The sequence below is a fragment of the Rhizobium sp. BT-226 genome (assembly GCF_025847085.2).
GTDB lineage: Bacteria > Pseudomonadota > Alphaproteobacteria > Rhizobiales > Rhizobiaceae > Rhizobium > Rhizobium sophorae.
In genome coordinates, this window is record NZ_JAOYTI010000001.1 from 1187479 (window position 1) to 1213695 (window position 26217).

28 protein-coding genes, 1 pseudogene and 1 riboswitch are annotated in these 26217 nt (G+C 62.0%); of the genes and pseudogenes, 11 read left to right on the forward strand and 18 right to left on the reverse strand.

Annotated features, from left to right (window positions below):
* The first annotated feature begins 101 nt into the window (after window positions 1–101).
* Together OIU37_RS06075 and OIU37_RS06080 are read left to right on the forward strand one after the other, a co-directional pair.
* Entirely contained in the window at window positions 102–1253 is a 1152-nt protein-coding gene (locus tag OIU37_RS06075; protein ID WP_180694686.1) for an ROK family transcriptional regulator, read from the forward strand.
* A 308-nt stretch (window positions 1254–1561) separates the two neighbouring features.
* A complete protein-coding gene (locus OIU37_RS06080; RefSeq protein WP_180694685.1) occupies window positions 1562–2275 on the forward strand; it encodes a DNA helicase in 714 nt (237 codons plus the stop codon).
* Between the two features lie 287 nt (window positions 2276–2562).
* Here the strand turns inward: OIU37_RS06080 and OIU37_RS06085 are convergent, their stop codons facing one another.
* Window positions 2563–3345: a trans-aconitate 2-methyltransferase gene (locus OIU37_RS06085; RefSeq protein WP_264256453.1), complete on the reverse strand. Its 783-nt coding sequence runs from the start codon at window positions 3343–3345 to the stop codon at window positions 2563–2565.
* Window positions 3346–3567: 222 nt separating this feature from the next.
* Here OIU37_RS06085 and OIU37_RS06090 point away from each other — a divergent pair, with 222 nt between their 5' ends.
* Window positions 3568–4590 carry an LLM class flavin-dependent oxidoreductase gene (locus OIU37_RS06090; RefSeq protein ID WP_180694683.1) on the forward strand — a complete coding sequence of 341 codons (1023 nt, stop codon included), beginning with the start codon at window positions 3568–3570 and terminating at the stop codon, window positions 4588–4590.
* A gap of 145 nt (window positions 4591–4735) precedes the next feature.
* Here OIU37_RS06090 and OIU37_RS06095 read toward each other — a convergent pair whose 3' ends face one another.
* The 3 genes from OIU37_RS06095 to OIU37_RS06105 all read right to left on the reverse strand — a co-directional run bounded on the left by OIU37_RS06095 (window position 4736) and on the right by OIU37_RS06105 (window position 7483).
* Window positions 4736–5185, reverse strand: a complete 450-nt coding sequence (locus tag OIU37_RS06095; protein ID WP_171603016.1) for a potassium channel family protein — start codon at window positions 5183–5185, stop codon at window positions 4736–4738.
* On the reverse strand, window positions 5182–6288 hold the full coding sequence (locus OIU37_RS06100; RefSeq protein WP_264256454.1) for an AI-2E family transporter: 1107 nt from the start codon (window positions 6286–6288) through the stop codon (window positions 5182–5184). The genes OIU37_RS06095 and OIU37_RS06100 overlap by 4 nt, the downstream gene beginning before the upstream one ends.
* 370 nt (window positions 6289–6658) lie before the next feature.
* Entirely contained in the window at window positions 6659–7483 is an 825-nt protein-coding gene (locus OIU37_RS06105; protein ID WP_180694681.1) for an AraC family transcriptional regulator, read from the reverse strand.
* 97 nt (window positions 7484–7580) lie between these two features.
* Between OIU37_RS06105 and OIU37_RS06110 the strand changes: the two genes are divergently transcribed.
* A complete protein-coding gene (locus OIU37_RS06110) occupies window positions 7581–8504 on the forward strand; it encodes a phytanoyl-CoA dioxygenase family protein (protein ID WP_180694680.1) in 924 nt (307 codons plus the stop codon).
* 297 nt (window positions 8505–8801) lie between these two features.
* Entirely contained in the window at window positions 8802–9707 is a 906-nt protein-coding gene (locus OIU37_RS06115; protein WP_171603020.1) for a LysR family transcriptional regulator, read from the forward strand.
* An 11-nt stretch (window positions 9708–9718) separates the two neighbouring features.
* Here the strand turns inward: OIU37_RS06115 and OIU37_RS06120 are convergent, their stop codons facing one another.
* Together OIU37_RS06120 and OIU37_RS06125 are read right to left on the reverse strand one after the other, a co-directional pair.
* Complete coding sequence (locus tag OIU37_RS06120; RefSeq protein WP_171603021.1) at window positions 9719–10945, reverse strand: MFS transporter; 1227 nt, start codon at window positions 10943–10945, stop codon at window positions 9719–9721.
* Window positions 10942–11589, reverse strand: coding sequence for a helix-turn-helix transcriptional regulator (locus tag OIU37_RS06125; protein ID WP_180694679.1), 648 nt, complete (start codon window positions 11587–11589; stop codon window positions 10942–10944). Before OIU37_RS06125 ends, OIU37_RS06120 begins: the two co-directional genes overlap by 4 nt.
* Window positions 11590–11748: 159 nt before the next feature.
* Between OIU37_RS06125 and OIU37_RS06130 the strand changes: the two are divergent.
* Window positions 11749–12431: pseudogene (locus OIU37_RS06130) on the forward strand (class I SAM-dependent methyltransferase).
* Window positions 12432–12684: 253 nt separating this feature from the next.
* Here the strand turns inward: OIU37_RS06130 and OIU37_RS06135 are convergent.
* The 5 genes from OIU37_RS06135 to OIU37_RS06155 form a co-directional block, all read right to left on the reverse strand.
* Window positions 12685–13503: an ABC transporter ATP-binding protein gene (locus tag OIU37_RS06135; protein ID WP_180694678.1), complete on the reverse strand. Its 819-nt coding sequence runs from the start codon at window positions 13501–13503 to the stop codon at window positions 12685–12687.
* Window positions 13504–13511: 8 nt separating this feature from the next.
* Window positions 13512–14549 (reverse strand): iron ABC transporter permease, encoded by a 1038-nt coding sequence (locus tag OIU37_RS06140; protein WP_180694677.1) that lies wholly within the window; start codon window positions 14547–14549, stop codon window positions 13512–13514.
* Window positions 14546–15550 (reverse strand): iron ABC transporter permease, encoded by a 1005-nt coding sequence (locus tag OIU37_RS06145; RefSeq protein ID WP_180694676.1) that lies wholly within the window; start codon window positions 15548–15550, stop codon window positions 14546–14548. The genes OIU37_RS06140 and OIU37_RS06145 overlap by 4 nt, the downstream gene beginning before the upstream one ends.
* Window positions 15551–15569: 19 nt before the next feature.
* Entirely contained in the window at window positions 15570–16538 is a 969-nt protein-coding gene (locus OIU37_RS06150; protein ID WP_264256463.1) for an ABC transporter substrate-binding protein, read from the reverse strand.
* 149 nt (window positions 16539–16687) lie between these two features.
* The gene (locus OIU37_RS06155) at window positions 16688–17794 is read right to left on the reverse strand and encodes an adenylate/guanylate cyclase domain-containing protein (RefSeq protein WP_180694674.1); all 1107 of its coding nucleotides are present in this window, start codon (window positions 17792–17794) and stop codon (window positions 16688–16690) included.
* A 286-nt stretch (window positions 17795–18080) separates the two neighbouring features.
* On the opposite strand from OIU37_RS06155, the gene OIU37_RS06160 reads away from it, so the two are divergent.
* The gene (locus tag OIU37_RS06160; RefSeq protein WP_180694673.1) at window positions 18081–18305 is read left to right on the forward strand and encodes a hypothetical protein; all 225 of its coding nucleotides are present in this window, start codon (window positions 18081–18083) and stop codon (window positions 18303–18305) included.
* A 216-nt stretch (window positions 18306–18521) separates the two neighbouring features.
* Here OIU37_RS06160 and OIU37_RS06165 read toward each other — a convergent pair whose 3' ends face one another.
* On the reverse strand, window positions 18522–18830 hold the full coding sequence (locus OIU37_RS06165) for a GCG_CRPN prefix-to-repeats domain-containing protein (protein WP_171603031.1): 309 nt from the start codon (window positions 18828–18830) through the stop codon (window positions 18522–18524).
* Window positions 18831–19015: 185 nt separating this feature from the next.
* Window positions 19016–19462 (reverse strand): SRPBCC domain-containing protein, encoded by a 447-nt coding sequence (locus OIU37_RS06170; protein WP_180694672.1) that lies wholly within the window; start codon window positions 19460–19462, stop codon window positions 19016–19018.
* A 245-nt stretch (window positions 19463–19707) separates the two neighbouring features.
* A riboswitch (FMN riboswitch) is annotated at window positions 19708–19850 on the forward strand.
* A 78-nt stretch (window positions 19851–19928) separates the two neighbouring features.
* Between OIU37_RS06170 and OIU37_RS06175 the strand changes: the two genes are divergently transcribed.
* Window positions 19929–20363, forward strand: coding sequence for a 6,7-dimethyl-8-ribityllumazine synthase (locus tag OIU37_RS06175; protein ID WP_077978672.1), 435 nt, complete (start codon window positions 19929–19931; stop codon window positions 20361–20363).
* 172 nt (window positions 20364–20535) lie between these two features.
* Window positions 20536–21225, forward strand: coding sequence for a VOC family protein (locus tag OIU37_RS06180; RefSeq protein WP_180694671.1), 690 nt, complete (start codon window positions 20536–20538; stop codon window positions 21223–21225).
* Window positions 21226–21322: 97 nt separating this feature from the next.
* Here the strand turns inward: OIU37_RS06180 and OIU37_RS06185 are convergent, their stop codons facing one another.
* The 3 genes from OIU37_RS06185 to OIU37_RS06195 are packed head-to-tail and all read right to left on the reverse strand — an operon-like array spanning window position 21323 to window position 22500.
* Entirely contained in the window at window positions 21323–21520 is a 198-nt protein-coding gene (locus OIU37_RS06185; RefSeq protein ID WP_264256475.1) for a hypothetical protein, read from the reverse strand.
* Window positions 21510–22043, reverse strand: a complete 534-nt coding sequence (locus OIU37_RS06190) for a cytochrome b (protein WP_180694670.1) — start codon at window positions 22041–22043, stop codon at window positions 21510–21512. Before OIU37_RS06190 ends, OIU37_RS06185 begins: the two co-directional genes overlap by 11 nt.
* Window positions 22024–22500, reverse strand: a complete 477-nt coding sequence (locus tag OIU37_RS06195) for a MarR family winged helix-turn-helix transcriptional regulator (protein ID WP_180694669.1) — start codon at window positions 22498–22500, stop codon at window positions 22024–22026. The genes OIU37_RS06190 and OIU37_RS06195 overlap by 20 nt, the downstream gene beginning before the upstream one ends.
* A gap of 96 nt (window positions 22501–22596) precedes the next feature.
* Between OIU37_RS06195 and OIU37_RS06200 the strand changes: the two genes are divergently transcribed.
* A complete protein-coding gene (locus OIU37_RS06200; protein ID WP_180694668.1) occupies window positions 22597–22965 on the forward strand; it encodes an antibiotic biosynthesis monooxygenase in 369 nt (122 codons plus the stop codon).
* Window positions 22966–23008: 43 nt separating this feature from the next.
* On the opposite strand, the gene OIU37_RS06205 is transcribed toward OIU37_RS06200, so the two are convergent.
* On the reverse strand, window positions 23009–23893 hold the full coding sequence (locus OIU37_RS06205; RefSeq protein WP_171603038.1) for a LysR family transcriptional regulator: 885 nt from the start codon (window positions 23891–23893) through the stop codon (window positions 23009–23011).
* A 123-nt stretch (window positions 23894–24016) separates the two neighbouring features.
* Here OIU37_RS06205 and ampC point away from each other — a divergent pair, with 123 nt between their 5' ends.
* Window positions 24017–25174, forward strand: a complete 1158-nt coding sequence (ampC, locus tag OIU37_RS06210; protein ID WP_180694667.1) for a class C beta-lactamase — start codon at window positions 24017–24019, stop codon at window positions 25172–25174.
* 123 nt (window positions 25175–25297) lie between these two features.
* Here the strand turns inward: ampC and OIU37_RS06215 are convergent, their stop codons facing one another.
* On the reverse strand, window positions 25298–26074 hold the full coding sequence (locus tag OIU37_RS06215) for a DUF1194 domain-containing protein (RefSeq protein WP_171603942.1): 777 nt from the start codon (window positions 26072–26074) through the stop codon (window positions 25298–25300).
* Window positions 26075–26217 lie beyond the last annotated feature (143 nt).

A 26217-nucleotide genomic window follows, 5' to 3' on the forward strand; every position in this document is an offset into this window, starting at 1 on the left:
GAACGATGCTGCTGCTATAGGGTGAATGAGCTAAGTGGCCAGGAATACAACAATAATTACTACACCTCGATAGTAATTTTTTGACGAAGGAGGTGTTTGATATGGCCTATTTTCCGGAGCCGCTGATCGCGCCGCACTTCCTGCGCGAAGGCGGCGGCGTCGTCTCCTCGAACGAGCGCGACCTGCTGAAGCTGATCTGGCGCAATCCCGGCCTTTCCCGGTCGGAAGTCACCGCCCACACCAATCTCACCCAGCAATCCGTCTACCGCATCATCGACCAGCTGGAGGAGCGCGGCATCGTTTCCTTCGGCTCGCCGAAGCCCGGCGCCGGCCGCGGCCAGCCGAGCCCGACGCTAAGGCTCGACGGCCGCTACGCCTATTCCTGCGGCATCTCTGTCAACACCGACGTGATCGGCATCTGCCTGATGGATATATCGGGCAATGTGCTGGCCGAAAGCAGCATCGCCCTACGCGAACGCACCATGGCCCAGGCGCTCGACCTCGTTCGCGAGCAGCTGATCGAACACCAGAGGGCGAACAATCTTTCCGAAGAGGCCTTCTTCGGCATCGGCTTTGCCATTGCCGGCTTTCACGTCAGCGGCACACGCTTCAATGCGCCGCTGCCGCTGCATGAATGGTCGCTGATCGAGCTCGGGCCGCTGTTGTCGGAATTTTTCAACAAGCCGGTCTGGGTGCACAACGGCGCCAAGACGGGAGCCATCGCCGAATCCATGTTCGGCGTCGGCCGTTACATGAAGCACTTCGCCTATCTCAGCTTCAATTACGGCTTCGGCGGCGGCCTGATCACCAACGGCGAACTGCTGCATAACGGCATCGGCAATGCCGGCGAATTCTCAGGCATCTACGACGCCGAGGAAAACAAACGCCGGCCGGCCTTGCAGTACCTGATCGAAAAACTCAACCGCAACGGCGTCGACGTTCCCTCGATCAGCTATATGCGCAAGCATTTCGATCCGAAATGGCCGGGAGTGACAGAATGGGTTGATGAAGTGACGCCGGCCTATAACCGCCTCATCAATGCGATCTGGGCGATCTACGACCCGCAGGCGATCATCTTCGGCGGTCAGGTCCCTTACGCTCTGGCGCAGATGCTGATCGACCGGACCGAGATCTACGACCGCCCCCGCTACGGCGTGCCGCGCCCCCGCCCGAAGCTTGTCATCTCCGAAATCGCAAGCGACGCCTCGGCCATGGGTGCCGCAGTGACCCCGTTCAAATCGGCCTACTATTGAACCCGCCGCTTCCTCGGCATCCGAAACCGACTCCCGCCCAGCCGCTTACGGCAATTCCCTCTGCTTTTGCTTGAGGAAATCGATGAGCAAGCGGCGGTGGGCGGGAAGCACAGTTTTTCGCCCTCACTCGACGCAGGCGATTTTCGCCCGGCCGGTCCTGCGCTATGATCTGATTCTGGCGCAGCCCACGCCTCCTCCCTCCACCGGGAAAGCAGATTTCATGCGGGGCCACCTGAAACCGAACCGACTGTTCGAGCATCTTGCATAAGGAGGGATTGCGGAAACCGCTCGCAATAGGAGGTTTGTGAATGAAGATGTCTGCGCCTATTTATCACCTCAAACGTAAAGCCAAGGCGTTGTCGCGCGCCGAGGGCATACCGCTGCACCAGGCACTCGACCGCATGGCCCAGGACGAAGGCTACAGCGGCTGGAGCCTGCTTGCGGCAAAAGCAGCGGCGGAAGCACCCGCCGGCAAGCTGTTTCAGCAATTGCTGCCTGGCGATCTCCTGCTCGTCGGCGCCCGGCCCGGTCACGGCAAGACCCTGATGGGCCTCGAACTCGCCGTCGAGGCGATGAAATCAGGCCGTCCCGGTGTGTTCTTCTCGCTGGAATATACGGAGGAGGATATTGTCGATCGCTTCCGCGCCATCGGCGTCGACCGGGCGCAATTCGAGCGTCTGTTCGAATTCGACGGCTCCGACGCTATCAGCTCCGCCTACATCGCCGAGAGACTGGCGTCCGCACCGCGCGGCACGCTCGTCGTCATCGACTATCTTCAGCTGCTCGACCAGAAGCGGGAGAACCCCGAACTCTCCGTCCAGGTCCGCACTCTAAAGGCTTTCGCCCGCGAGCGCGGCCTGATCGTGGTTTTCATCTCCCAGATCGACCGATCCTACGAGCGATCGCAAAAGCCCCTGCCTGATATCGCCGATATCAGATTGCCGAACCCGCTCGACTTGAAACTGTTCGACAAGACGTGCTTCCTGAACAACGGCCAGGTGGCGTTTCAGGCTGCGCGTTAGGGACGCCGATTAGAATCCGGTCGCAGGCCTCACACATGGCCCGCGACCGGGGATGAGAGAGGGCGCAGCACTGCGACGAATCTCTTCTACCCAGCGGGGAGAAGTGCCGGAGCGATAGCGAGGCGATGAGGGGTGAGCGGCGAAGCCGTGAATGCGCGGAGCGTAAGCGAAGGGCAATAATGACTGGCGTGCCGTGCGGCCCCCCTCATCCGACCCTTCGGGCCACCTTCTCCCCGCTGGGGAGAAGAGGGAGCAAGCCGTACGCCCAATCCAAACATCTTCTCTTGTCAGATCAGCTTGATTTCGCCCCAGACAATCCTGGTGCGTACGACAAAGCTCAACCGATCATGATTCGAATAGGCGCGTAGCAATTCAGAGAGTTCCGCGTCGAAGGTTGCGATACGATCGCCGAGTTTCGAAGGTGCGAAGGTGTCGCGCGAATGCTGGCAGGATACGAAATCCTGGACGCATTGCTCGAAGGGATGCTTCGATATGAAGTCCTCGCTGCCATGCGGGTCAAGATAGCTCTGGTAGCTGCGCATGCCCTCGGACCGTCTGCCGTGATCGAAAGGCTGGCCGGTCACCTCAGGAACCCACTTCCCCAGGAATGAATGCCAATCCGATTGCCAAGCAGGCTCGAACGGGTCGTCGCCGGAAACCACCGCCATGACATGGCCTGGCGCGGCATTCGCCAGAAGATGCGGAAACAGCCTGGCATGATCCATCCAGTGAATACTGGCTGCTGCGACAGTCAGATCGAAGCGTTGGCCATCGGTCGGGAAATCCTCGGCGAAACTTTCGATCCAGCGGATATTCTCAGCCCCGCCGCCCGGCAGCGATCTGCCCAGCGCAATCATATGCACGGAAGGATCGACCGCCGTGACACTCCCAAACGAACTTGACAGCGGGCGGGAGATTTTCCCCGGCCCGCAACCGATATCCGGCAGATGCTCCGACCGCGGAGCGATCGCCAGAAGCTTTCGAAAGACGGCATCGGGATAAGGCGGACGATACCGGTAATTTGCTACGACGTCGATTTCCTCGAAGGAGGAGCCCCTGCGCTGGTCCATCAAAACTCCATGCTCACGCCGCAGCCGGCGGGGGCTGTAACACGCGTTTATGTCAGGGGTTTAGCGCGGCGTAACAATCTCTCTGTCGGTTATAGCGGCGGATGGCAGGCCAATGCCGCAGAAGTGATACGCCGAACTCATCCGGTTCCGATTGTCTTTCGGGCCGAAATTATGCCATGACCCATCAACCCCAGACACAACGGATCAAGGTGCGGCATCAGCATGAAGAAGATCGGTTTCCTCTCGTTCGGGCACTGGACGCCCTCACCCCAGTCGCAGACACGCTCCGCCGGCGATGCGCTGCTGCAGTCGATCGAGCTTGCGGTGGCGGCCGAGGAGCTCGGGGCTGACGGGGCGTATTTTCGCGTGCATCATTTCGCCCGACAGCTGGCCGCACCCTTCCCGCTGCTATCAGCCGTCGGTGCTAGAACCAACCGGATCGAGATCGGCACTGCCGTCATCGATATGCGCTACGAGAACCCGCTTTATATGGCCGAGGATGCCGGTGCCGCCGACCTCATTGCCGGCGGCCGCCTGCAGCTCGGCATCAGCCGCGGTTCGCCCGAACAGGTGATCGATGGCTGGCGCCATTTCGGCTACGCCCCACCCGAAGGCCAAAGCGACGCCGACATGGCCCGCCACCATGCCGAAGTCTTCCTCGAAGTGCTGCGCGGCGACGGGTTTGCCAAGCCGAACCCGCGGCCGATGTTTCCCAATCCGCCCGGCCTCTTGCGCCTCGAGCCGCATTCCGAGGGCCTGCTCGAGCGCATCTGGTGGGGCGCGAGCTCGAATGCCACCGCCGTCTGGGCGGCCAAGCTCGGCATGAACCTGCAGAGTTCGACGCTGAAGGACGATGAGACGGGCGAGCCGTTCCATGTCCAGCAGGCCGACCAGATCCGGGCATACCGCGCGGCCTGGAAGGAAGCCGGCCACACGCGCCAGCCGCGCGTCTCAGTCAGCCGCAGCATCTTCGCGCTGGTCGACGACCGCGACCGCGCCTATTTCGGCTACGGCAACGACGAGGGCGACAAGATCGGCTTCATCGACGAGAAAACCCGGGCGATCTTCGGTCGCAGCTATGCCGCCGAACCCGATGCCCTGATCAAGCAGCTCGCCGAAGACGAGGCGATCGCCGAGGCCGACACGCTGCTGCTGACCGTCCCCAACCAGCTCGGCGTCGAATACAACGCCCATGTCATAGAAGCGATCCTGACCCATGTCGCGCCTGCGATGGGTTGGCGCTAATGTCCCGGGCAAGCCGTCTTCGTCGGCAAGGCTCCAGCACTCTAAAGCGCGTCGCGTTCGACCGGATTCATGCGACGCGCTTTAGATCTTTATTTTTCTGCATGTCGTTGTCCCAAAACCGCTGCACACTTTTAGGCGACCTGCATTAGGGCTCATGCGCGGTTCGATTTGTCGCTGTCAGTTTCCCCGTGGCGTGCTGGATAGCCGAGAAAAACAGGGCCGTTGTGATCCCGAACATCATGAGCCCATTGGCTGCCTGCAGCGGCCCAAGCAGCCGGATACGGCCGTCAAGCACCACGTCGCCATAACCAAGCGACGTGAAGGTGACGCCCGAAAAATACATTGCCGTTTCGAAGTCCTCGAAGGCACCGAGCACACGATAGAGCAGTGCCCAAAAAGCGACCTGGAAGATATTGCCCAGCATGAGCACGATCATCAGAACCGAAAATTGCAGGAAGATCATCCGCCTGGGCTTTCGGCCGATGGGCTGTGCGCGAGCGTAAACAAAATAACGCACGGCCAACACTGAAGCCAACGCCTGGAGTGCGAGGCAGATCGACATCGCAAGCAGGCCGAGACCGATAACTGTAATCATGGGGCCGGACCTTCGATCTGGCGTCCGTCCTCGAGCGAGCGCTGCTGCAGCCATTCCATCAGCAACACGTAGCCGACGGCCAGCAGCACGGGGCCGACAAATATGCCGAGAAGGCCGTCGGCCAGCATCCCTCCGATGACGCCGACCAAAATGACCGGCATCGGCACATCCGATCCACGGCCGAGCATCAGTGGTTTGAGCAAATTGTCGCTCAGCCCGGCGACCAAGGACCATATGGCGAAGATGATTGCCGGTGTTGTCGCTTCCGTGGCAAAGACATAAGCCATGACGGGCAGCGTCAGCAGCAGCGGCGGTATCTGTACGACTGCCAGGAGAAACGTGACGAGCGTCAGAGCGCCGGCCGCCGGAACGCCGATGGCGAAGAAGCCGACGCCAACGAGCATCGACTGGATCACCGCCACGCCGACGACGCCGACCGCCACGCCCCGGATCGTTGTGGCAGTCAGATGGATGAGCCGGGCACCCCGCGCCTTGCTGTTGGTGACGAGCTCCAGCAGACTGAGGGCGAATGCCGCAGCCCCCCTGGCATAAGCGACAAGCACGGCAGCGATCGTGATGGAAAGAACGAAGGACAGCCCACCGGCGGCCAGGCCTCCAGCGAAAGATGCAAGCCACGCGGCGGGCTTGCTCAGCATCTCACCATATTGACGCAGTGCCTGGGGCAAGTTGGCGACAGTGAGCGACCAGCTCTCCGAGAGCTTCGTTCCGACCACCGGCAGGTCGGCAAGCCACGTCGGAGGCGGCGGAATTGTCAAGCTGTGGTTCTGCAAGCCGGAAACAAGCCAATAAATGGAAGACCCAAGCGATGTGACCACGACGAACATGGGCACCAGCACGACGGCAACGCCGACAATCCCGATGAGAAATGCCGACCAGCGATTGCCGATCCGGCCGGACAGGCGCCGATGCAAGGGATGAAGCATGACCGCCAGGATCACCGACCAAAGCAGAATGCCCACGAACGGCAATATGATCCTGGCACAGACATAGACCAGAAGGGCGACCAGTCCCAGTTGAACCGCCGCATGGACAATGGACGGTCTCGACGGCGCAAGATCGACATTCGATGCGCTGGAAGTCATTTTCCCCTCCCGGTCCGGAACCTCCGCGATAGAGCGAAGCCGGACGTTCACGGATCGGACAACGAAACCTTCCACCCGGTATCGGGCCTGCACTTAATGGTGCGGCGAAAATTTTTCCTAGGCGATCAAAGACCGTCTCCAACCCTCCGTCATCATACATGACTTCGTGAACACGGGATACGGCAGCCGGGCTCCTGGGTCAGCCGCCATCTTCGCGCTGGTCGACGACCGCGACCGTGCCTATTTCGGCACGGCAATGACGAGGGTGACAAGATCGGTTTCATCGACGAGAAGACTCATCGAAGCGATCCTGACCCAAATTGCCTCGGCGTTCGGCTGGCGCTGACGCCCCGGCCACGGTTGTCGGCTCTCAAACCTGCGGATATCTCGCACGGAATTCGCGAGGACTGCAGCCCTCTCGTTCGTGAAAGACACGCGAAAAATAAAACGGGTCATCCAGGCCGATCATGGCAGCCACCGTTTCGATCTTTTCGTCGGTGGTTGCCAATAGTTGTTTGGCATGGTCCATGCGCGCCCGAAGCTGAAATGCCTTGGGAGGCAGTCCGGTCTCGAGCGTGAACCGCCTGCGCAGCGTGGCCGGAGACATGCCGTGCTCGGCGGCAAAGGCTGCGAGGTCCAACGGTTGCATCGCCCGCCGCCGTAGCGTTTCCACAATGTCGGCCATGTCCCGCCTTTCCTGGCGTCGATCAGCCGCGCCGCTTGCCTGTCTGGCGGCTGATATGACGATGCGATGCAGCATCAATGCCGCCGACGCCTGCCCGAGGTTGGTGTCGTCAAGCAGATCGGCGTGAAGCTTGCCGAAGAGCCGCACCACCTCGTCGAGATGGTGCAGGGCCACGACGGGATGTCGCTCCGCGATGATCCTCAGCCTCACGAAGTCCCGCGTGAACGACCCTTCGAAAAGCGCCCAGCGCTCGTCCCAGCCGTCTTCGTCGGGGCCATAGGAATGCACGCGGTTGGGAAACAGCCAGAACAGTGCAGGTCCGGTCAGGCTCATGCGGCCGGTGGCGGCGGTTTCCAGCCAACCCTGCCCGCGCTCCACCAGCACGACGGCAAAACTCGGTAGTTTCCGATCCGTCACCGCACGGCGGGCATGCTGCCTGCCGCTGCCGGTGACTGCCAGTCCGCCGGCCGCGCCGAGCGGCGTTCTATAGACGGCCTCGGCGTCTCTCATGGTGAGCGAAAAGTCCAGCTATGAATTTTCTCTATGTCGGTTGGCATGCCGGATCAGGTAATTGATGACAAGTCAACTCAAGCGACGGAGGAGTGAAATGTCAATTGCTGCGGAGGTCATACAATCTCGCAAGATGGAATTTCCTCTTGCCGCAAATGGCAGAACCTTGCCCGCGGAGCGGATCGGTTGGCTCGCGCCGACCGATCCCGGCATCGGCATCGATGCCATCCGGCGCCGCTATCAGGATGATGGTTATGTCTGGCTGAAAGGCCTTCTGCCGCGGGCCGATGTGATCGATTTCCGCCGCTGGGTCTTCGAACGCCTCGCCGAAACCGGGTTGGTCGAGCCCGGAAGCGATTTTTCGCTGGGCTTGGCGTCTGCCGGTGGCTTCGACAAAAGCCTGGCGGACAGGCGCCTGATGTCGCTCGTCCGCTCCGCCGCCTATGAAGGCTTCTGCGCGCAACCGCCACTCACCCGCTTCATGGACGATTTGCTGCAGGGCATCTCCTATCTCCACAAGCGCAAGATCATGCGTTTCGTCCAGCCGGGAACGCCGATGGCCACACCGGCTCACTACGATCTCGTCTATCTCCGCGGCGGCACCAGCCGCCTGGTGACGGCCTGGATTCCGATCGGCGACATCCCCACCGAGATGGGCGGCCTGGTCTATCTCGAAGGCTCGCACGCGCTGGGCGTCAGGATGGAGGCCGAGTTCCGGGCCGCAAGCGGCGATCTTTCTGCGGAAGAGCGGATCAGCGCCTATAACCGCCACATGGCGGAAGGCGGCTGGATCTCGAAGGATCTGCCCGATATGGCGGAGCGCTTCGACACCCGCTGGCTCGCCGCCGATTATGAGGCCGGCGACGTGGTGCTCCACTCGCCCTACATGATCCACGCCTCGACCACCAACCAGGACCGCAGCCGGCGGCTGCGCCTCTCCACCGACATAAGATATCAGAATGTCGACGACGAGATCGACGTCCGATGGAATAACCATTGGAGTCTCGGCGATATGCTGTAGTCCGGCTTTCCAGGGCCTATTCGGCAGAACCCGGATCGTCTGACGTCGATGCCGGCCGCGCGTGAGCCGGCATTGGCGGCCATGTCCGTTTCCTGCCTGTTTGTCGTGCCCCGGCCACCCTTGTTGACCGGCGATCCGGTGCGATGGCTGCTACAGCAGGTTGTTTGACGAATGGATGTCGACACAGAAGCGAAGCGGTCGAACCTTACTGCCGCGTTGGACGTTGATGGTCGGAACCTTGAATCGATCCCATGACTGACCGACTTATGGCTGTAGCCGAACCGCTCGAGTTGCCTGATGCCGCGTACGAACCTGAACGATATTCTGATCTTCATGGCCGTCGTCGATACCGGAAGCTTTATCGCCGGCGGCCAGGCCATGGGCCTGTCCCGTTCGGCGGCAGGAAAGGCCGTCATCCGTCTTGAAGACCGGCTCGGCGCGCGTTTGCTCAACCGCACGACGAGGACGTTGAGCCTGACCGACGAAGGCCGGATGTTCTACGAACGCGGGCTGCAGATTCTGGCATCGGTCGACGAGGCGGAGGCGAGCGTGGCGGGGCAGAACAGCACGCCGCGAGGCGTTCTCAGGCTTACCGTTCCCGATGCCTTCGGGCGGCTCGTCGTGCTGCCTTTGCTTGAAAAATATCTTCGGGCCTGGCCCGACATCCAGGTCGAAGTGAGCTTCACCGATCGCCCGGCCGACATCATCGAGGAAGGCTTCGATCTGGCGATCCGGATCGGCGCGACGGCAACGGTGTCGGACACCCGCCTGGTCTCGCGCGTGATCGCCACCTATAAGGCGCGGCTCTGCGCCTCGCCGTCCTACCTCACTGAGCGCGGCGAGCCGCGCGGCATCGACGATCTCGCGGTCCATGACTGCCTGATCTTCGCCGGCCGCAATCAAAGGCAGGGCTGGCGCTTTCGCGGGGAAGGCGGTTCCTGGATCAAGGCGCAGGGCCGTAGCCGCCTGAGGCTCGACAGCGGAGAGGCGATCCGCGACGCCGCCCTGGCGGGACTGGGCATCGCGCTGCTTCCCGATTTTCTCGTCGCCGACGATCTCGCTGCCGGCCGCCTCCGGCAGATCCTGGCCGACCTCGAAACCGACGACGCAAAGATCGTCACGCTCTATCGCGACAAGCGCCTGCTGGAACCGCGTGTCCGCCGCTTCATCGATCTGATGGTCGAGGAGCTTGGGCGCGGCTAGAGCTGGACGCTTCAGGCGAGGCCCCTGTCAAACCCGCGAAAGCTCTTCAGTGCCAGCGGCGCAAGCGTTGCCGCGAGATAGGCAATCCCCATCAGGAACAGCGCCGCGGCAAGGCCGAGCGTACTGATCAGCGCGCCGCCGGCGAGGCCGCCGAAAGGGATGAGGGCGAAGCAGAGGGCGGTGTTCAATGCGGTAACGCGACCAGTCAGCGGCTTGGGGATGCGCTCGAAGATGACGGCCGACAGGATCGGGTTGAGGAAGCCCGACGCGAATCCTGCGATGGCGAGCGTCGCAAAGACGAGGCCGATGGGCGCGTCCAGCGCCGGAACGAGAAAGCGCGGAAAACCGGTCAGGAGGAAGGCCACCGTATAGACCATCAATCGCGGCATGCGCTCGCCGATCGCCGCGGCAATCGCCGCGCCTGCGATCGAGGCGCCGGCGAAGGCGGCGAACATCGCACCGAGCAGCTCCGGGCCATGGCCGGCATCTTTTGTCCACACCGGCAGCAGCACGGCATGATAGGCCTGGTCGAAGAGATTGGTAACCGCCACCATGGCGACGATACTGACGAGCACGGCATCGCCTCGCAGAAAGCGCCAGCCTTCGCGCAGATCCTCGATATAGGAAGCCCGTTCGACCGGTCGAGTCTCGGGCGCAGGCGTGCGTCGCGTCCCGGGTATGCCCGCGGCAACGATCAGCGCGGCCGCGGCGAAGGTCGCGGCATTGACGAGCAGCGCCTGGCCGGGGCCGACCAGCCCGATCAAAGCACCGGCGCCGGCCGCACCCGCCGTCGAGGCCAGCCGCTCGATGGCGCTCGCAACGCCGGTCACTCGTTCGAGTGGTACATTGGCGAGTGTGGCGATATCGGGAACCATCGCCTGCTTGGCCGCATCCGAGGGGCCGCGCAGCACGCCCATGGCAAAGACGAGCGGCAGCAGCACCGGCATGCCGAGCATGCCGAAGAGATCGAGAAGCGGCACCAGAGCGACCACGAGCACCGAGGCGGTGTCGCAGATGATGGCGATGCTCTTGGCACCGGCGCGGTCGATCAGCGGTCCGCCGAGCGCCTTGGCGATGACACAGGGCAGCATCTCCATCATTGCCGTCAGGCCTGTCAGCACCGGGCTGCCCGTCGTGCTCAGCACCAGCCAGGGAATTGCGATCGTCGAAAGCCGCGTGCCGGAGAGCGAGAATGTCTCGGCAGCCGCGAGCGCCAGGAACGGCCCGCGCCGTCTCATTGCTTATCCTCCCCTTCGCGATGCGGAACGCGGCCCGGATAGGGAAAGGCGTGCAACATGACATAGAAGGGAACCATGCCGGATTCCTGCGACGCCGCCTCCCCGAGCGACGGGGCCGCCCGCATGGCCTCCAGGATGATGTCGCGCAGCCGTTTCGTCAGGGCCTCGGCCTGTGCCGCCGTCATCGGGATGATGATGTCGTCGGCAGCCGTCGCCTTGCGCCATTCGGCCGGCAGCTCGGCATATTCCTCCAGCGCCTGCTGCATCTGGCCGACCTGCAGCGAGAGTGCGGCCTGGTTGAAGGCGATGTCGAGATCGAGCGCCTCCCCTTCGGCTTCACTCGGCGGCACCGAGGTCAGCTCATGGCTGGCGCGCCACCAGCGGTCGCGCCGCGAAGCATGCGGCGCCTCCTCGATGAAGCCGTAATGGGCAAGCTGGCGCAGATGATAGCTCGTCGCGCCGCTGTTCAGGCCGAGCCGCCCGGCAAGCTGCGTCGCCGTGGCAGGCCCATCGATCCTGAGCATGCCGAGCATGCGCAGTCGGACAGGATGCGCCAGCGCCTTCAGCGCGGTCGGCTCGGGCACGACCCGGCTAACGGTGCGGGCACCGGCGGCATCTGCGAGTTTGGTGTGGGGATGTTTCATGCGCGAAGCATATAATCGCAAACATATCTTTGCAAACTTTTCTTTGCAAAAAATTTGACGGCTGTGGAAGGCGCTCGAAAACCGGCTTCTGATCTAGCCAAGCATGACCACGCATTTTAAGACCCTCACCGTGATCGGCATGACGCGAGGGGCAAGAGGATGGCTGAGGAAGCGCAGAAAAACATCGACACCTGGTATATCGATCCCGATGCCGAAGACAGGATGGCCGATGGGCATGCACCCATCTGGCGCCACCTGATCGAGCTCATCCCCGAGCGGGACCTCACCGACAAGAGCGTGCTTGATTTCGGCTGCAATCAGGGCGCCTGCTGCGGCACCTCTATGCGATACGTCCGTTCCGCAAGGCGCTCGGCATCGATATCGCCGAAACCTCCGTCGCCAAGGCCGAGACGCTGAAAGGCAACCTGCCGATCCAGCACCAGATCGGAGGCCGGCTGGAAGGCTGGGCTGAGGAATTCGATCTGGCCATCAGCCACGAGGTCATCTACCTCGTTCCCGATATCGACGCCCACGCCGCCGATATCTTGCGGGCGCTGAAATCAGGCGGCGTCTATTATGCGGTGACGGGATGCCATACCGACAACCCGCTCTGGCCAAAATGGCGCGCCCTCGTCGCCAACCGTACGAACACTGTCGTTCAGGATCGATCGATCACCGATTATGGCCGCGCCTTCGAAAAGGCGGGCTTTCAGGTTTCGGCCCGCAAGCTCGAATATGACGGCTTCATCCCCTTCGTCGCGGACGGATGGACGCCGAACTTCGCCGATGCGCTGACTTACTATACCCAGACGAAGATCGTCTTCAGGCTGGTAAAGCGCTAGAGCCTTTCCGGGTTAGATTGCAGCATTCTGCCGTAGCAGGTTTTCGTCAGGGCAGAGGCGATTGGCGATGGGCATACCCCTTGGTACGTCCGAGCCGATCGCCTCTGATCCTGGCGGAAAGATGCCCGGCCCTTCGGGTTGGCTCTGAAACGGGCCGCCTGATCGACCGGCCGGCTTGGCCGTAGAGCCGGGCTACGACGCGCGCCGGCCGGTCGACCATCCGACTCCGTTTGAGCCAACAGAATGCTTCAATCTAACCCGGAAAGGCTCTAGGGCTGGCGTCAGCCCGCTGAAGCCTCGTCAGCTCGACATCGAAATGCGGCGGGCTATCGGGCGAGACCTGGACGAAACGGCCCCTGACGCGGAAGATTTCCTGAACGAGGTCGCCTTCGGCGAGTTCGCGCGGCGCGCCGTCAAATCTGAGCTGCCCCTTTTCGAGCAGCGAGATGCGGTCGCTGACGGCGATTGCCTGGTTGATATCGTGGATCGCCATGACGACGGTGACGCCCTTTTCCCGGCTCAGACGATGCACCAGGTCAAGCACTTCGACCTGGTAGCCGATATCGAGGAAGGACGTCGGCTCATCGAGCAACAGGATCTCCGCTTCCTGCGCAAGGGCGGCTGATATCCATGCCCTTTGCCGCTCGCCCCCGGACAGTTCCCGAAGGCTGCGATCGGCAAGTCCTGTAAGTCCGGTGCTTTCGAGCGCCCATTCGATCGCCTTCTCATCGCCACTGTCATAGGAGCGGAACAGGCCGACATGCGGATAGCGGCCTTGCCGTGCGAGCTGGGCGACGGTCATCTCGTCGGGTGCGGTTGGCTGTTGCGGCAGGAAGGCGAGCCTTCTCGCCAGCATGCGGCGCGACATCGAGGCGACTGCAACGCCGTCCAGCGACGCCTTGCCCTTCGCCGGTTTGATCAGACCTGCCAGCGCATGCAGCGCCGTGCTCTTGCCCGAGCCGTTCGGGCCGATCAGCGCCCGTATCTCGCCCTTTTCAAGCGAAAGCCTGAAGCTGCTGAGAGCCTTTCGTTGGCCGTACATCACCGACAGGTCGGAGCAGGACAATGGCATTTTCGGCCTCACATGGTTTTGCGCAGCAGCGCGAGCAGAAGCGGCACGCCGAAAACAGCAGTGACCACCCCGATCGGGATTTCCTCCGCCTGCCCCAGCAGCCGGCCGGCGAGATCGCCGAGCGTGACGATGATGGCGCCGAGCACGATCGTCAGGGCAAGCGACAGGATGAAATTCCTTCCCGCCAGGAAGCGGGCGAGATGCGGCACGATGAGACCGACGAAGACGACCGGACCCACGGCACCGACGGCGCTCGCCGCAAGCACGCAGGAAACGATCAGAACGACCGAAAACTGCCTGCGATAGGAAAGCCCGAAGGACCGGGCGACGGGCGCATCGAACTGCAGCAGCATCAGCGGACGGTAGATGACCGGCAACATGGCCAGTCCGGCGATCGTGAACGGCAGCAGGAAGAACGCGTGATCCCAGCTGCGGGCGTAAAGGCTGCCCGAAAGCCATTCGAGAATGATCTCGATGCGGGCCGACCCCCATCCCGCGATGAGGCCGGTCGCCAACGCATGCAGCACCGCGCCGACCGCCACGCCGCAGAGCGTGATGCGCAGGGCACTCAAGCCGAGACGAAAGGCAAGCAGATAGATGACGCCGCCGGCGAGCAGACCGCCGGCAAGGCCCGCAGCCGGCAGCCAAGCGACCGGGAGTTCGGCCAGCGTGTTCGAACCGGGCTGGAAGACATAGACGGTGAACAGCAGGAAGATCGTCACCGACAGCGTCGCCCCCTGCGACACGCCCATCAACGACGGATCGGCAAGCGGATTGCGGGTGATGGTCTGCAGCAGATATCCCGCCAGCGAAAAATGAATGCCGGCCAGAATGCCGGTGACAATGCGCGGCAGCCGGATATCAAGGATAATGGAACGCGCTTCGGATGAGCCACCGCCCGTCAGCAGGGCCGCGACATCCCCCAGAGGAATGTCGGCGACACCGAGGAAGATCGCGGCGGCAAGCGACAGAATCGCCAACGCAGCGAGCGCCGGAAACATCCATAGAGCCGCGGAAGCAGCCGGCATGGAGGCCGGGGCGCTCATCGCGTCTCACCTGCAAGGGTCAGCTGTCCGCGCTGGACGAGGTAAATGAAGACGGGACCGCCAAGCAGCGCGGTGATGATGCCAACCGGCAGCTCGCGCGGAATGGCGACGCTGCGGGCAACAACGTCGGCGACCGTGACGATCAGCGCACCGAGGGCGGCGGATAATCCGATCTCCCACCCGATGCCCCGAGGCTTGATGAGCCGGGCGATATGCGGAGCGGCAAGGCCCACGAAAGCGATCGGCCCGGCGATAGGCGCCACGCCCGCGACCGGGATGACAGCGAGAACAAGGATGAGCGGTTTCCACAGGCTGAGCTGCAGCCCCATGCCGGCGGCCGCATGGTCGCTCAGCATGAACATGCCGATCACGCGCCGGAAAACGAGCGCACCGACGACACCGGCAATCGTCCAGGGCAGCATGTAGAAGAGGTGCGACCAGGTGCGCCCTTGGAAGCCGCCCGCAAGCCAGAAGAGCAGCGATGCCGATTGCGGGCCGGTCAGCAGCAGCACATAGGTGGTGATCGCTCCGAGGAAGAGCGAGATGCTGACGCCACCGAGCGCAAGCTGCAAGGGCCGCCCCCGCCCGCCGCGCGACACCCAGAATGTCACCGAGGCAGCCGCAAGCCCGCCGGCAAGACCGATGAAGGGATAATAGGCAGGCGACAGCCAGGGGACGAACACGAAACAGCAGACGATCGGCGCAACCGCCCCCGATGTCACGCCGGTGATGCCGGGGTCGGCAAGAGGATTGCGCGTCAACGTCTGCAGCACGTAGCCGGAGACGGCGAGCCCCGCCCCGCCGGCTGCCGCCGTCAGGCTGCGCGGCAGGCGTAGCGTCCAGACCAGAATGGATTCGATTTTCCCGTCAGGCACCAGAAGCACGCGGACCGCAGTCTCGATCGAAAGCGGCTTTGCACCGACCAGTAACCCAAACATCACCGCCAGCGTGGAGGCGGCGACGATGAGCCCTATAGCCAGAGTCGATTGCCGGGGGCCCATCACAGGTCTTGTCCTGAGCTTAATTCTGCAGTTCGGCGGGAATCAACTTGGCAGCTTCCGCCCTCACATCAACGGCCGGGAACGTGTCGGGATAGAGATAATGTGCCGCCTCGCGCAGAACGATCTCGCGGGCAATCGGGCCATTGGTCTCGACCCACTGGTCGCCGACATAGAAGACCCGGTTGTTCTTGACCGCCGACAGCTGCGACCAGATAGGATTGCTCTCATGCGGGCGATCCGGGCCGGAATCATAGACAAAGATGACCTCGGGGTCCTTCTCCAGCATGGTTTCGAGGCTGAGATCGATACCGAACTCGCCGCCCGGGGTCTTCGGCCCAGGAATATTGTCGCCGCCAATCGCCGCCACGATCGAGGCCGACGTGTTTTCCGTGTGAAAGGCGAAAGGCGTTGCGCCGCCCCACATGATCATGAAGCGCGGATGAATATCCTTCGGCGCCTTTGCGGCAAATTCTGCAAGATGCTTGCGGAAATCGGTATTCAGCTGCTCGCCGCGTTCAGGCTTGCCGAGCAGCTTCGAAAGTGCGGCGGTTTCGCCGTAGCTCTCTTCGAGCAGTTCCATATTGTAAGCGACATAGGGGGCGATGTTCTGTAGCTGCGCCGCGTTGCCGACCGTATAACGGCGGATCGCGATGATAAGATCCGGCTTCGCCTCGGAGAGAAGCTCGAGATTGGGCTTGGCGCGCTGGCCGATTTGCTTCATCTCAGAGGTCAGACCAAGCAGGAAGTCTGGCTCGCGACGCGCCGTCATGTAGGTGCTTGCGACCGGCTTGATGCCGAGCGCCAGGGCGACGTCATCGGCGAAATAGGAAATCGAGGCAATGCGCTGCGGCTGCGCCGGGACTTCGACGGTGACGCCGCGGTCGTCAACGATCGAGACTTTTTTGCCCTCTTCGGCCTGAGCGGCCCCTGCCATCAGAATTGCAGACAGCCCCAGAGCAGAGAAAAATGTGCGTGCGTATCGAGCCATGCGTGAAACCTCCCGTCCAATGTGCGGACAGGCTTTAGCCAAAAAAGCGGAGTTTCACAATCATGATTCTCTTGCACGCTTCCGGGATTGGACAAAGTTGCGGCCGGCAGGAAAACGCCCCATACGCGGCACCCGGTCTGCCTTGCGGCTCAATTTTCCGGCTGGGTGAAGACCGCGCAAGGCTGGGCAATGCCGCGCAAGCTGTGCTCTCCGAGCGGCATCAGGGCCGTCGCCGTATTCGCTGCAACCGCGCCCGAGATCAGCACGCTTCGGCCGAGCGGCTTGCAAAGTCCTTCCAGCCGGCTGACGAGATTGACGGCGGGGCCGATGGCGGTAAAGTCCAGCCGGTCGGCTGCGCCGATATTGCCCCATAGGATCTCGCCGAAATGCAGCGCCGCGCCGAAGGGCAGCGGCGCCAGCCCCTGCGCCTGGCGTATCTGGTCGAGATGGGCCATGCCGGCACGGCTGGCAGCAACCGCCCTGAGGGCTGCCTCGCAGGCTTCCCGGTCTCCGTGGCCCACCCTTCCCGCATCGTCGGAAGCGCCCATGACCGGAAAGATCGCCAACACACCGTCGCCCATGAATTTCAGCACCTCGCCGCCGAAGGCGTGCACGGCGCCTGCCACACGATCGAACCAAGCGTCCAATGTGGCGATCATCGCATGCGGCTCGGTCACCTCCGAAAGCGCGGTGAAATCGCGCAGATCGGCGCAGAGAAGAGCGGCACGGATGGTCTCGCCGGTGCCGCGGGCAAGCTCGCCGGCTTGCACCCGGGCGGCACTACGCCGGCCGAGATAGGCTTCGAGCAGGGCTGCCCGCGCCTCCCGCGCCGCGAGCGCTGCGAGCGGTGCGGCGGCAAAACGCGCGACCTCGCGCAGCCGGTCGGCTTCGGCCGGAGCGAATCCGCCGGCCCCTGCCCCGTTGTCGATACCCGCCCAGCCGAGCATAGGACTATCCTGCGAAGGCCCTCTTCGCTCCTCCCATACCGGCCCGAGCGCGGTCAGCCAGTCGCGCCCGGCCTTGCTCTGCGGAGCTGCGGCAAAGGCCAGCGCCTCGATGACAGCACCGGTCTCGGCCCGCCACAACCAGGTGCGCCGCGCAATGATCGGATGTGGCACCGAAAGCGTCAACGTGCCGCCGGAAAGCGGCAGGCCGTCGGCCAGCAGCCGGCGCCCGAGTTCGGCCAGAAACCGTTCGGGACCGGGCGAGGCTCCGGCCTCGTCAACCAGCCAGGCAAGGGGAGATGGCAAATCCATACCGTGATCATGGCACGCCCTGCGGTGCAGCCGCAAGGACATCCCCGGGTTGTCGACAAACCGACATCCCGCACGTCCGTCAGGACGCCTCTCGAGGCATTCGTCAGGACATTTCCATCGATCAGCCTGTTGTCTCGAGCGCGTCCGCCCGCAGACGCCCGACATTGACAGCACGCCCCTGTCGAAAACCATTCACCGCGGTGGAAAACGAAAAATGGACACTTTAAACTTGCGCCGCTTTGATTCCATTATAAGGTCGTTCGTCATCGTGTGATTGAGGGGTGCGATGGGTACGATATTCTGGCCGAAAGATCCGCTGGATGGGAATGACATGACGCTGCTGACGTCGATCCTTCGGCGATGGTGCGAAAGATATCAGGTCGAGCTGACGGCGGACGAGAGCAGCCGTAAGGCGAAGGAACTCGTCGAATGGTTCGAATTCGGCGTCAAGGATCCCATAGAGCTCGAAGAACTGATCGACGACAAGTACTGGCTCGTCAGCAAGATTTGAGCATATCGGACCAATCCGGAGAACGTTGCCAGGCAGCGTCGGCGAAGCGTTTCATCAGAAAAGGCCGGGCGAAAATCGCTCCGGCCTTCGTCCATCTCCATCTAATGCATGTCGCCCAAAGTGTGCAGCGGTTTTGGGACAACGACATGCATAAATCAAAGACTTAAAGCGCGTCGCATGACGCCGGTTTGACGCGACGCGCTTTAAGCGAGACGTTTAGTAATCATCCCGCCAACGGCGGTCGCGATCCCAGCGCCTCTCATGGCGCCAGCGCGGGCCATCCCAATCCCGGTGACGCCGCTCCCAGCCCCAGCGAGGCGGACCACCGTAGAAAGCTACCGGCGGTGGGCGGCGCCAGTTTCGCCGGCATTCGCCCCAGCGCGTCAGATGCCAGCCGCGACCGCAGGCGTAGTCGACCTTTGTGATATTGCTCTGGACATTGATTGTCCCAATCGGCATCGCCTGCGCTGTGCCGAACGAGAGGCTGCCAGCGAGCAAGGCAGCCGCGATAGAAAGTGCCTTCATCGAGAACTCCATTTCAATCCAGCCGTCCATACCTTATGACCGCCAAATTGAACTGGAGATGAACTGCGCGTTCATGTTTGCGGGAGAAAAAGAAGCGCTTCCGCACGGCCGGTCCGAACGCTCGCCGACCGCTGTTGTCGCAACGGCAAGCGCTTCAGAGCCGCCCCGCCGCCCGCAAAAATTGTTCATGTCCTGCCGTAAAAAGGATCGGGACCCGGATCGCGACCGGCGGCGACCTCGGTCAGCCGTCCGAGATAATGTGCCCAGCCCTCCGCATGGCCGGCGCATTGCTCGGCGCTCGGCAGGCCGCTATGGGTGAGCCGCAGCAGCGTTCCGCCTCCCTGTTCGATCAGATCGATCTCGACCAGGCTCGACCCCGGCGGCACCACCTCGCTGCCGTCCCAGCCGAAGCTGTAGGCAAGGCGATGAACCGGCACCACCTCTCGAAACGAGCCGCGCGCAAAGCGGGCGCCGGTAACGTTGACGAGATAGAGCCCGCCTGGCTGCGGCTCGACCTGCGCCTCCGTTCCCATCCAACGCAGGATCTTTTCCGGGTCGGTCATCAACGCGAACACCGCGGCCGGCGGCGCCGCGATATGCGCCTCACGGTGGACGACGAATGGGTCTTGCATCTCACTCTCCCGTGGTTTCCACGGCCCTGCCCGTCTCCGGTGGAGACGGCGCAGCCTGTCCTGCCGTGCTATTCTGACGTGAATGTCCTCACGCACAGCATGTAGGCGCAAGCCCATCCTCCGCAAGAGGGCTTGCCCGTCGCGATCGACCAACACACGAAATCGCCGCGTCGGGACCCCGATCCTGCATTGGCCGCGAAGCATTTCGGCCTATTGCCAGCCCGTCACCTTCCCCCTATTGTTCGCGCCGTTCTCAGGGCGGGGTGCAAGTCCCTACCGGCGGTATGCAATTTAGATTGCGAGCCCGCGAGCGCCTTCTTCGGAAGGGTCAGCAGATCAGGTGAGATGCCTGAGCCGACGGTCATAGTCCGGATGAAAGAGAACGTGCGTTCCTGCCGCCCTTGCGGCTGTCGGGGACGTTCGTGATCGCCTTGGGTGATGTGTCTGTTCGCCAAAGGAGATTACCGTGACACCCACCCGCTATGCCTTCGTCAAAGCCAGCTGGCATGCCGACATCGTCGACCGCGCCCTTGATGGGTTCCATCAGCTTATTCCGCCCGAGCAGATCGATGTGTTCGATGTTCCCGGCGCATTCGAGATGCCGCTGCTGTCGCGCGATCTTGCGGCAACCGGGCGCTATGCCGCTGTCGTTGCCGCCGCCTTCGTCGTCGACGGCGGAATCTACCGTCACGAATTCGTCGCCCAGGCTGTCGTCGATGGGCTGATGCGCGCCGGCATGGATACCGGTGTGCCGGTGCTGTCGGTTTCGCTGACGCCGCATCAGTATCAAGAAACCGAGCACCACAAACAGATCTACCGCGCACATTTCGTCGAGAAAGGGCGCGAGGCTGCAAAGGCGGCTTTGACGATCGGCAAAACCCGCGCCGCTCTCGCTGCGTGAAAGCGGCTCGACGAGCAGAAGAACAACAGCCGATGAAGACGGCGGGGTCAACCCGCCGTCGACCACTCAATACCGATAGAATAATTGATTCGACGCCCTCACCGCGCTGTGGTCCACTGGCGGTGACATGTATCGCCATTCTTAACGCATCCAAAACCCCAAGGAGCTGAAGATGAGCAATGCAATGCGCAGTGAAACCCCCATTGAGACCCCGAATACACGGCCCGTCGACACCAAGCTCGAGGTGGTCGTCATCCCCGTTTCCGACGTCGACCGCGCCAAACGTTTTTACGACGGCCTGGGCTGGCGGCTCGACGCCGACTTCGCCAATGATGCCGATTTCCGTGTGATCCAGTTTACCCCGCCCGGCTCCGGCTGCGCGATCATCTTCGGCAAGAACGTCACCGCCGCAGCCCCCGGCTCCGCCCAGGGGCTCTATCTTATCGTCTCCGACATCGAGGCCGCCCGCCGCGATCTCATCGCCCGCGGCGTCGAGGTCAGCGAAGTGTTCCATGACGCGGCCGGCGTCTATGCCGGCAAGGACGAACCCTATCTGTTCGGGCGGCTCCGCATTGCCGGCCGCGATCCCGATCACCGCAGCTACCGCTCTTTTGCCTCCTTCAAGGATCCCGATGGCAACGGCTGGCTGTTCCAGGAAGTCACCACGCGCCTGCCAGGACGCATCGACGCCGACGGGACGACATTCGCCAACTCAACCGATCTTGCGTCAGCCATGCGCCGTGCGGCGACCGCGCACGGCGAACACGAGAAGCGAAACGGCGGCAAACACGACGAGAACTGGCCGGACTGGTACGCCGAATACATGGTCAGTGAACAGGCCGGCAAGCAGCTGCCCTTGTAGGCAAGGGCGGCGGCATCACGCAGACGGTGACATCATTTGAGAAGCGTCTCGGCGGCATCGGCGCGGCGCTTCATCGCGCCTTCTTGGTGCACGGCGGTCACCAACCGTCGAGCCGGTCCCGCTGACCGTTGATCAGCGAATTGGACGTGGCACTGGCCAGCTCCTTGCCGGCTCGGCTTGGCGATCTGCGTCTCCTGAGCCAGGCCCGAACATGGCCGTCCGAAAGATCTTCGAGAAGCCAGACATCAGACATCGAGCCACTGGAGATCGACGGTGCCGGGATCTCAGCCGCCATACCACATCCGCCGCAACAGGTGATCGCCGCGGACGAACTGGTGATAGAGCGCGGCACCGGCATGGAAGACCAGCAGGCCGACAAGCAGGAAGGCGCCGAACCCATGCGGGCCACGCGGCGGATAGGCGGTAAAATCAGGCAGCGTGGCGCCGGCTGCCCCGAAGATGGCGGGAGCAGCGCCACTGAGGATCATCATCCCGATACCGCTGGCGACCATGCCGAGAATGAAAATGTAGAAGGCGACGTGGACAAAGCCTGCCAGGCGCTCCTGCCAGCGAGGCAATGCCTGCGCCGGCGCAGGCTTGCGATCGAAACGCCACCACCAGACAATGCGAAGAGCCGTGAGAAGCAGGACGACGACGGCCATCGGAATGTGGAAACGCAACAGCCCGGCCTTGGTCGCGGCGTCCATGGCATTGGCAGCCCGGAAGCCGGAGCCGAGCAGCGCCAGGATCAGAACCGCACTCAGCCAGTGGATCGAGACCGCTATTGCGCCATAGCGATCAGGCCTGCTCTTCAACATCTCCATGTCCTTCCAGTTTGCTGCGCAGCGCCTTCATGACGGCATGCGTGGTTTTGAGATCCTCGACCTGAAGCCCTTCCGCGAGCATGTCGACCCAGGGGGCCTGCAGACGCATGGCGGTTTCGTATGCCTGTTCCCCCTTGTCCGTCAGCACGACGAGCTGTGCCCGTCGGTGGTGCGGGTTGGGCTGGAACGCCAGAAGTCCTTCCTTCTCCAGATCGTTGACGATGCGCTGGACGTTCTGGCGATTGGCCCCCATGTCGCGCGCCAACCAAGCGACCGGCTGTGGCCGGCCTGCTGTGACGACGGTGCCAAGCACATGCCAGCGGGCGCTGGTTAGGCCGAGCCCGTCGACGAGCTTGTCGCCCGCGTTGATCATCCGGTTGTTGAGCCGGAAGAGATCCAGAATAAGGTCGGTCAAGGCTGTTCCGGCCGGGGTCCGTTGAAGTTCATCCATTTGTCACCATATAGCTATATTGACATCATAGTGTCAAAGTGAATATATCCGTATCACCAGATTGACATCATGTAACCAAACCAGATGGAGTCGACCATGTCGCTCATGCGCCCGATGGACCCTGCCTTCCCAATCGATCGCCAAATCGCGATCGATGCCTCCGCGATCATCCTCATCAACCTCTTCACGCTCGACAAGGCCGATGAGCAAGCCTTCCTTGATACCTGGCAGGCCGATGCGGCCTTCATGAAACGGCAGCCGGGCTTTATCTCGACCCAGATGCACCGCGCCATCGGTGAAAGCCCTGCTTATCTCAATTATGCCGTCTGGGAATCGACCGCCGACTTCCGGGCGGCATTCTCGCATCCGGAGTTTCGGGCGAAGCTCTCGGCCTATCCGTCCTCGGCGGTCGCCTCCCCGCATCTCTTCCAGAAGGTCGCCGTGCCGGGCATCTGTGTGGCGTAGCGGTGGAGCATGACGGAGGAGTTCCCAGGCTCGCCGGAAGCCGTCATTGCGATGCGGAAGACATCTGCGACGTTATCCAATCGGAAAATGCGAGCATGGCCGCTGTTGGCGGCCTCGATTGCAGTCGGGTTAGCCAATAGCTCCCCAACGATATGGTCGTAGGAAAAGGTTGTCTTATTGCCCCCGAGGATAGATGTCTGAAAAACATCGACGGCGGCGCCAGAGCGATCCCCAGTCCTTGCAGGGCCGCCTCCATCATGGCGAGGGAAGAGTCGAAGACGATACCTGCGTTTATCTGCGCCGCCGGAGGAACGTTCGCTGCCGCAAACCAGGTGCTCCATTCGTCCGCCCTGTAGCTCCGCAAAAGCGTCGCCTCGACCAGGTCTGCAGGCGACCTCAAACGCTCGGCCAATTTGGGCGTGCACAAAGGAGAGAGCGGAGCGTCGAACAGACGCAGCGCCTCTGTGCCGTGCCAGGAACCGCTGCCGAAGCGAATGGCAAAGTCCAGTCCCTCGGCCGCCATATCGACGCGATTATTGTTTGTCGAAACGCGCACATCGATAAACGGGTGCTGCTGTTGAAAATCCGAAAGCCTTGGCAACAACCAGCCGACGGCAAACGTCCCGACCACACCCAGGAACAGCAATTCCCGAACCTGCCCGGCTTCAATCCGGTCCAGCGTGATCGCCATCTGATCGAAGGAATTGGTCAGGGTCGGCAAAAGAGCCTCGCCTTCTGCAGTAATTTTCAAGCCTCTTGGGAGACGCTGAAAAAGGGCAGCCCCCAATCGTTTCTCCAGGCTTTTGACCTGTTGGCTTACAGCGGCCTGAGTAACGCAAAGCTCGATCGCGGCCCGGGTGAAGCTGAGATGTCTTGCCGATGCTTCGAAGGCTCTCAAGCCATTTAAAGGGAGGAATTGCCGAACCATCTTAGCCCTAGATTTTCTTGGATCTCCTCCGAGATATCATCGTTTGCTGCCGTAAAACAGTGCCATTAAATGCCGTCCTCATGCGCCTTTGCGCTGATGAAGCTGCTTTTAGAGGATGAAGAAATGACGCGTGATTGGATAGGAATTCTATCGGCCGCATTGGTCTCGACATGCATTTCCACAAGTGGCTTTGCGGCTGACGAACTGAAACTGAAAGCCATCTCTGACGCAGCGGTAAAGCCGATCATGGATAAATACGGCATTCCGGGCATGGCCGTTGCCATCGCCGTTGACGGAGAGGACCACATTTTCAACTACGGCGTCGAGTCGAAGGAGACAGGCAGGCCCGTCACCCCGGTGACCATGTTCGAACTGGGATCGATCAGCAAAACCTTTACAGTCACCCTCACTTCCTACGCGGACGTGACCGGCCGACTCTCGCTGTCGGACAAGGCAAGCAAATATCTTCCGTCGATGAAGGGAAAGCCGTTCGGCGATATCGTGCTGAAGGATTTGGGCACCCATACGGCTGGCGGATTTCCGTTGCAATTTCCCGACGAAGTCAAAACCGAAAAGCAGCTGATGGAGTATCTCGCAAGCTGGAAACCATCATATGCCGCCGGAACGCACCGAACATACGCCAATCCAAGCATCGGCGCGCTCGGATATATAACGGCAAAAAGCATGGGCAAAGATTTCGCAGCTCTTATGGAAGACCAATTGTTTCCCTCCCTGGGATTGAAAAGCACGTTTATTGATGTGCCGAAATCGCGGATGGTCGACTATGCCCAAGGCTACAAGCGAACCGGTGAGCCGGCTCGGATGACACCTGCCATTCTTTCGTCCGAGGCCTATGGAGTGAAATCCACAGCAAGCGACATGATCCGGTTCATCGACGCGAACATGGGTCTGGTCGAGCTGGACGATAAGCTGCAGCGGGCGATCACGAATACGCACAAGGGATACGTCGACGTCGGCGCGATGACCCAAGACCTTATTTGGGAACAGTATTCCTATCCCGCGACGTTGACGACGTTGATGGACAACAATTCCGGCGCCATGCTCAAGACCATATCCGCCAAGCAACTGACGCCGGCGATGGAACCGCGCGACGATGTGTGGATCAATAAAACCGGTTCCACGAATGGTTTCGGCGCATATGTCGCATTCATCCCGAAAGAGCGGCTCGGCATCGTCATTCTGGCCAACAAAAACTATCCCAACGACGACCGCGTCTCTGCCGCTTACCAGATACTGACTGATATAACTTCGGCGCGTTGACCCGGTAGAGCATGATGCCGAAAAGTGTGCGCGGTTTTCGGACGACATCATGCTCTAACTATGTAATTCAGGACAGGATTGAGATTCTAGGCCGACCCGGCCTAAAATCATCCTGTTCTGGCATCAACGGTCGAAGATGTCCCGCCATTGCTTCTCACCGATCAGGCAGTCGGTACCCGTCTCGGCGCCGGCTGTTTTCTGCACCGTCGCCGGCGGGGAAATGCCGCTGATCTCCAGCACCAGCTTGCGGCGCACGGCGACGGCGAAATCCTCGATCTTACGCACCGGCAGCACGAAGGCGCCGGGACCGCCGATCACGCAATCGGCGTAATATTTGTCGAGCCCGTCAGGCGCATCGGAAGGCCGCAGCATGATGGCGAGGCCGTTGATGATCATGCCGGCTTCCACCGCCCTGTCGCGGGCGGGCGTCACGGGATTGCCGGAATTGTTCGGGCCGTCGCCGGAAACATCGATCACCTCGCGCCGGCCCTGAAAGGGGCTGGCGATGATCATGCTGGTGCCCTGGGCGATCGCGGTGGAGATCGATGTGCGCCGCTGCGTGGCAATCGGCCGGGCTTCGAGTTTATCGGCAAAAGCAATCGCATCCTCTTCCGTCTCGATCACCTGCCAGTCGATCACGGAATCCTGGACGACATAGCCCGCCCATTCGAAATAGCTGATGGCGATGCGCCCGGTCAGCCCGCCCTTCACCGCGTCGATGAATTCCTTGTGCTTGAGCGCTTCGACATAACCCTCGCGCTGGATGCCGATCTCCTCGAAGTCCATCGACCGCGAGGTGTCGACGGCAAGCACCAGCGTCACGTCGACCTCGTTTGCGCCGGCTCCGGCGGCCGGAACGACGGCAGAAAGACCCATGAGCACCGCAAGCGTCGTCAGCATCGGCAAATCCCCGCGCCATCCAAGCCTGCGAACTCTAGCACAGCTTGACCAACGCAGGACGTCACGCCACCCGCGCAGCTTCAATTTTCGGTGATGGCTTGGCTCAGGCGACGTGAAGGGCAACCGCGGCACCCTTCAACGCC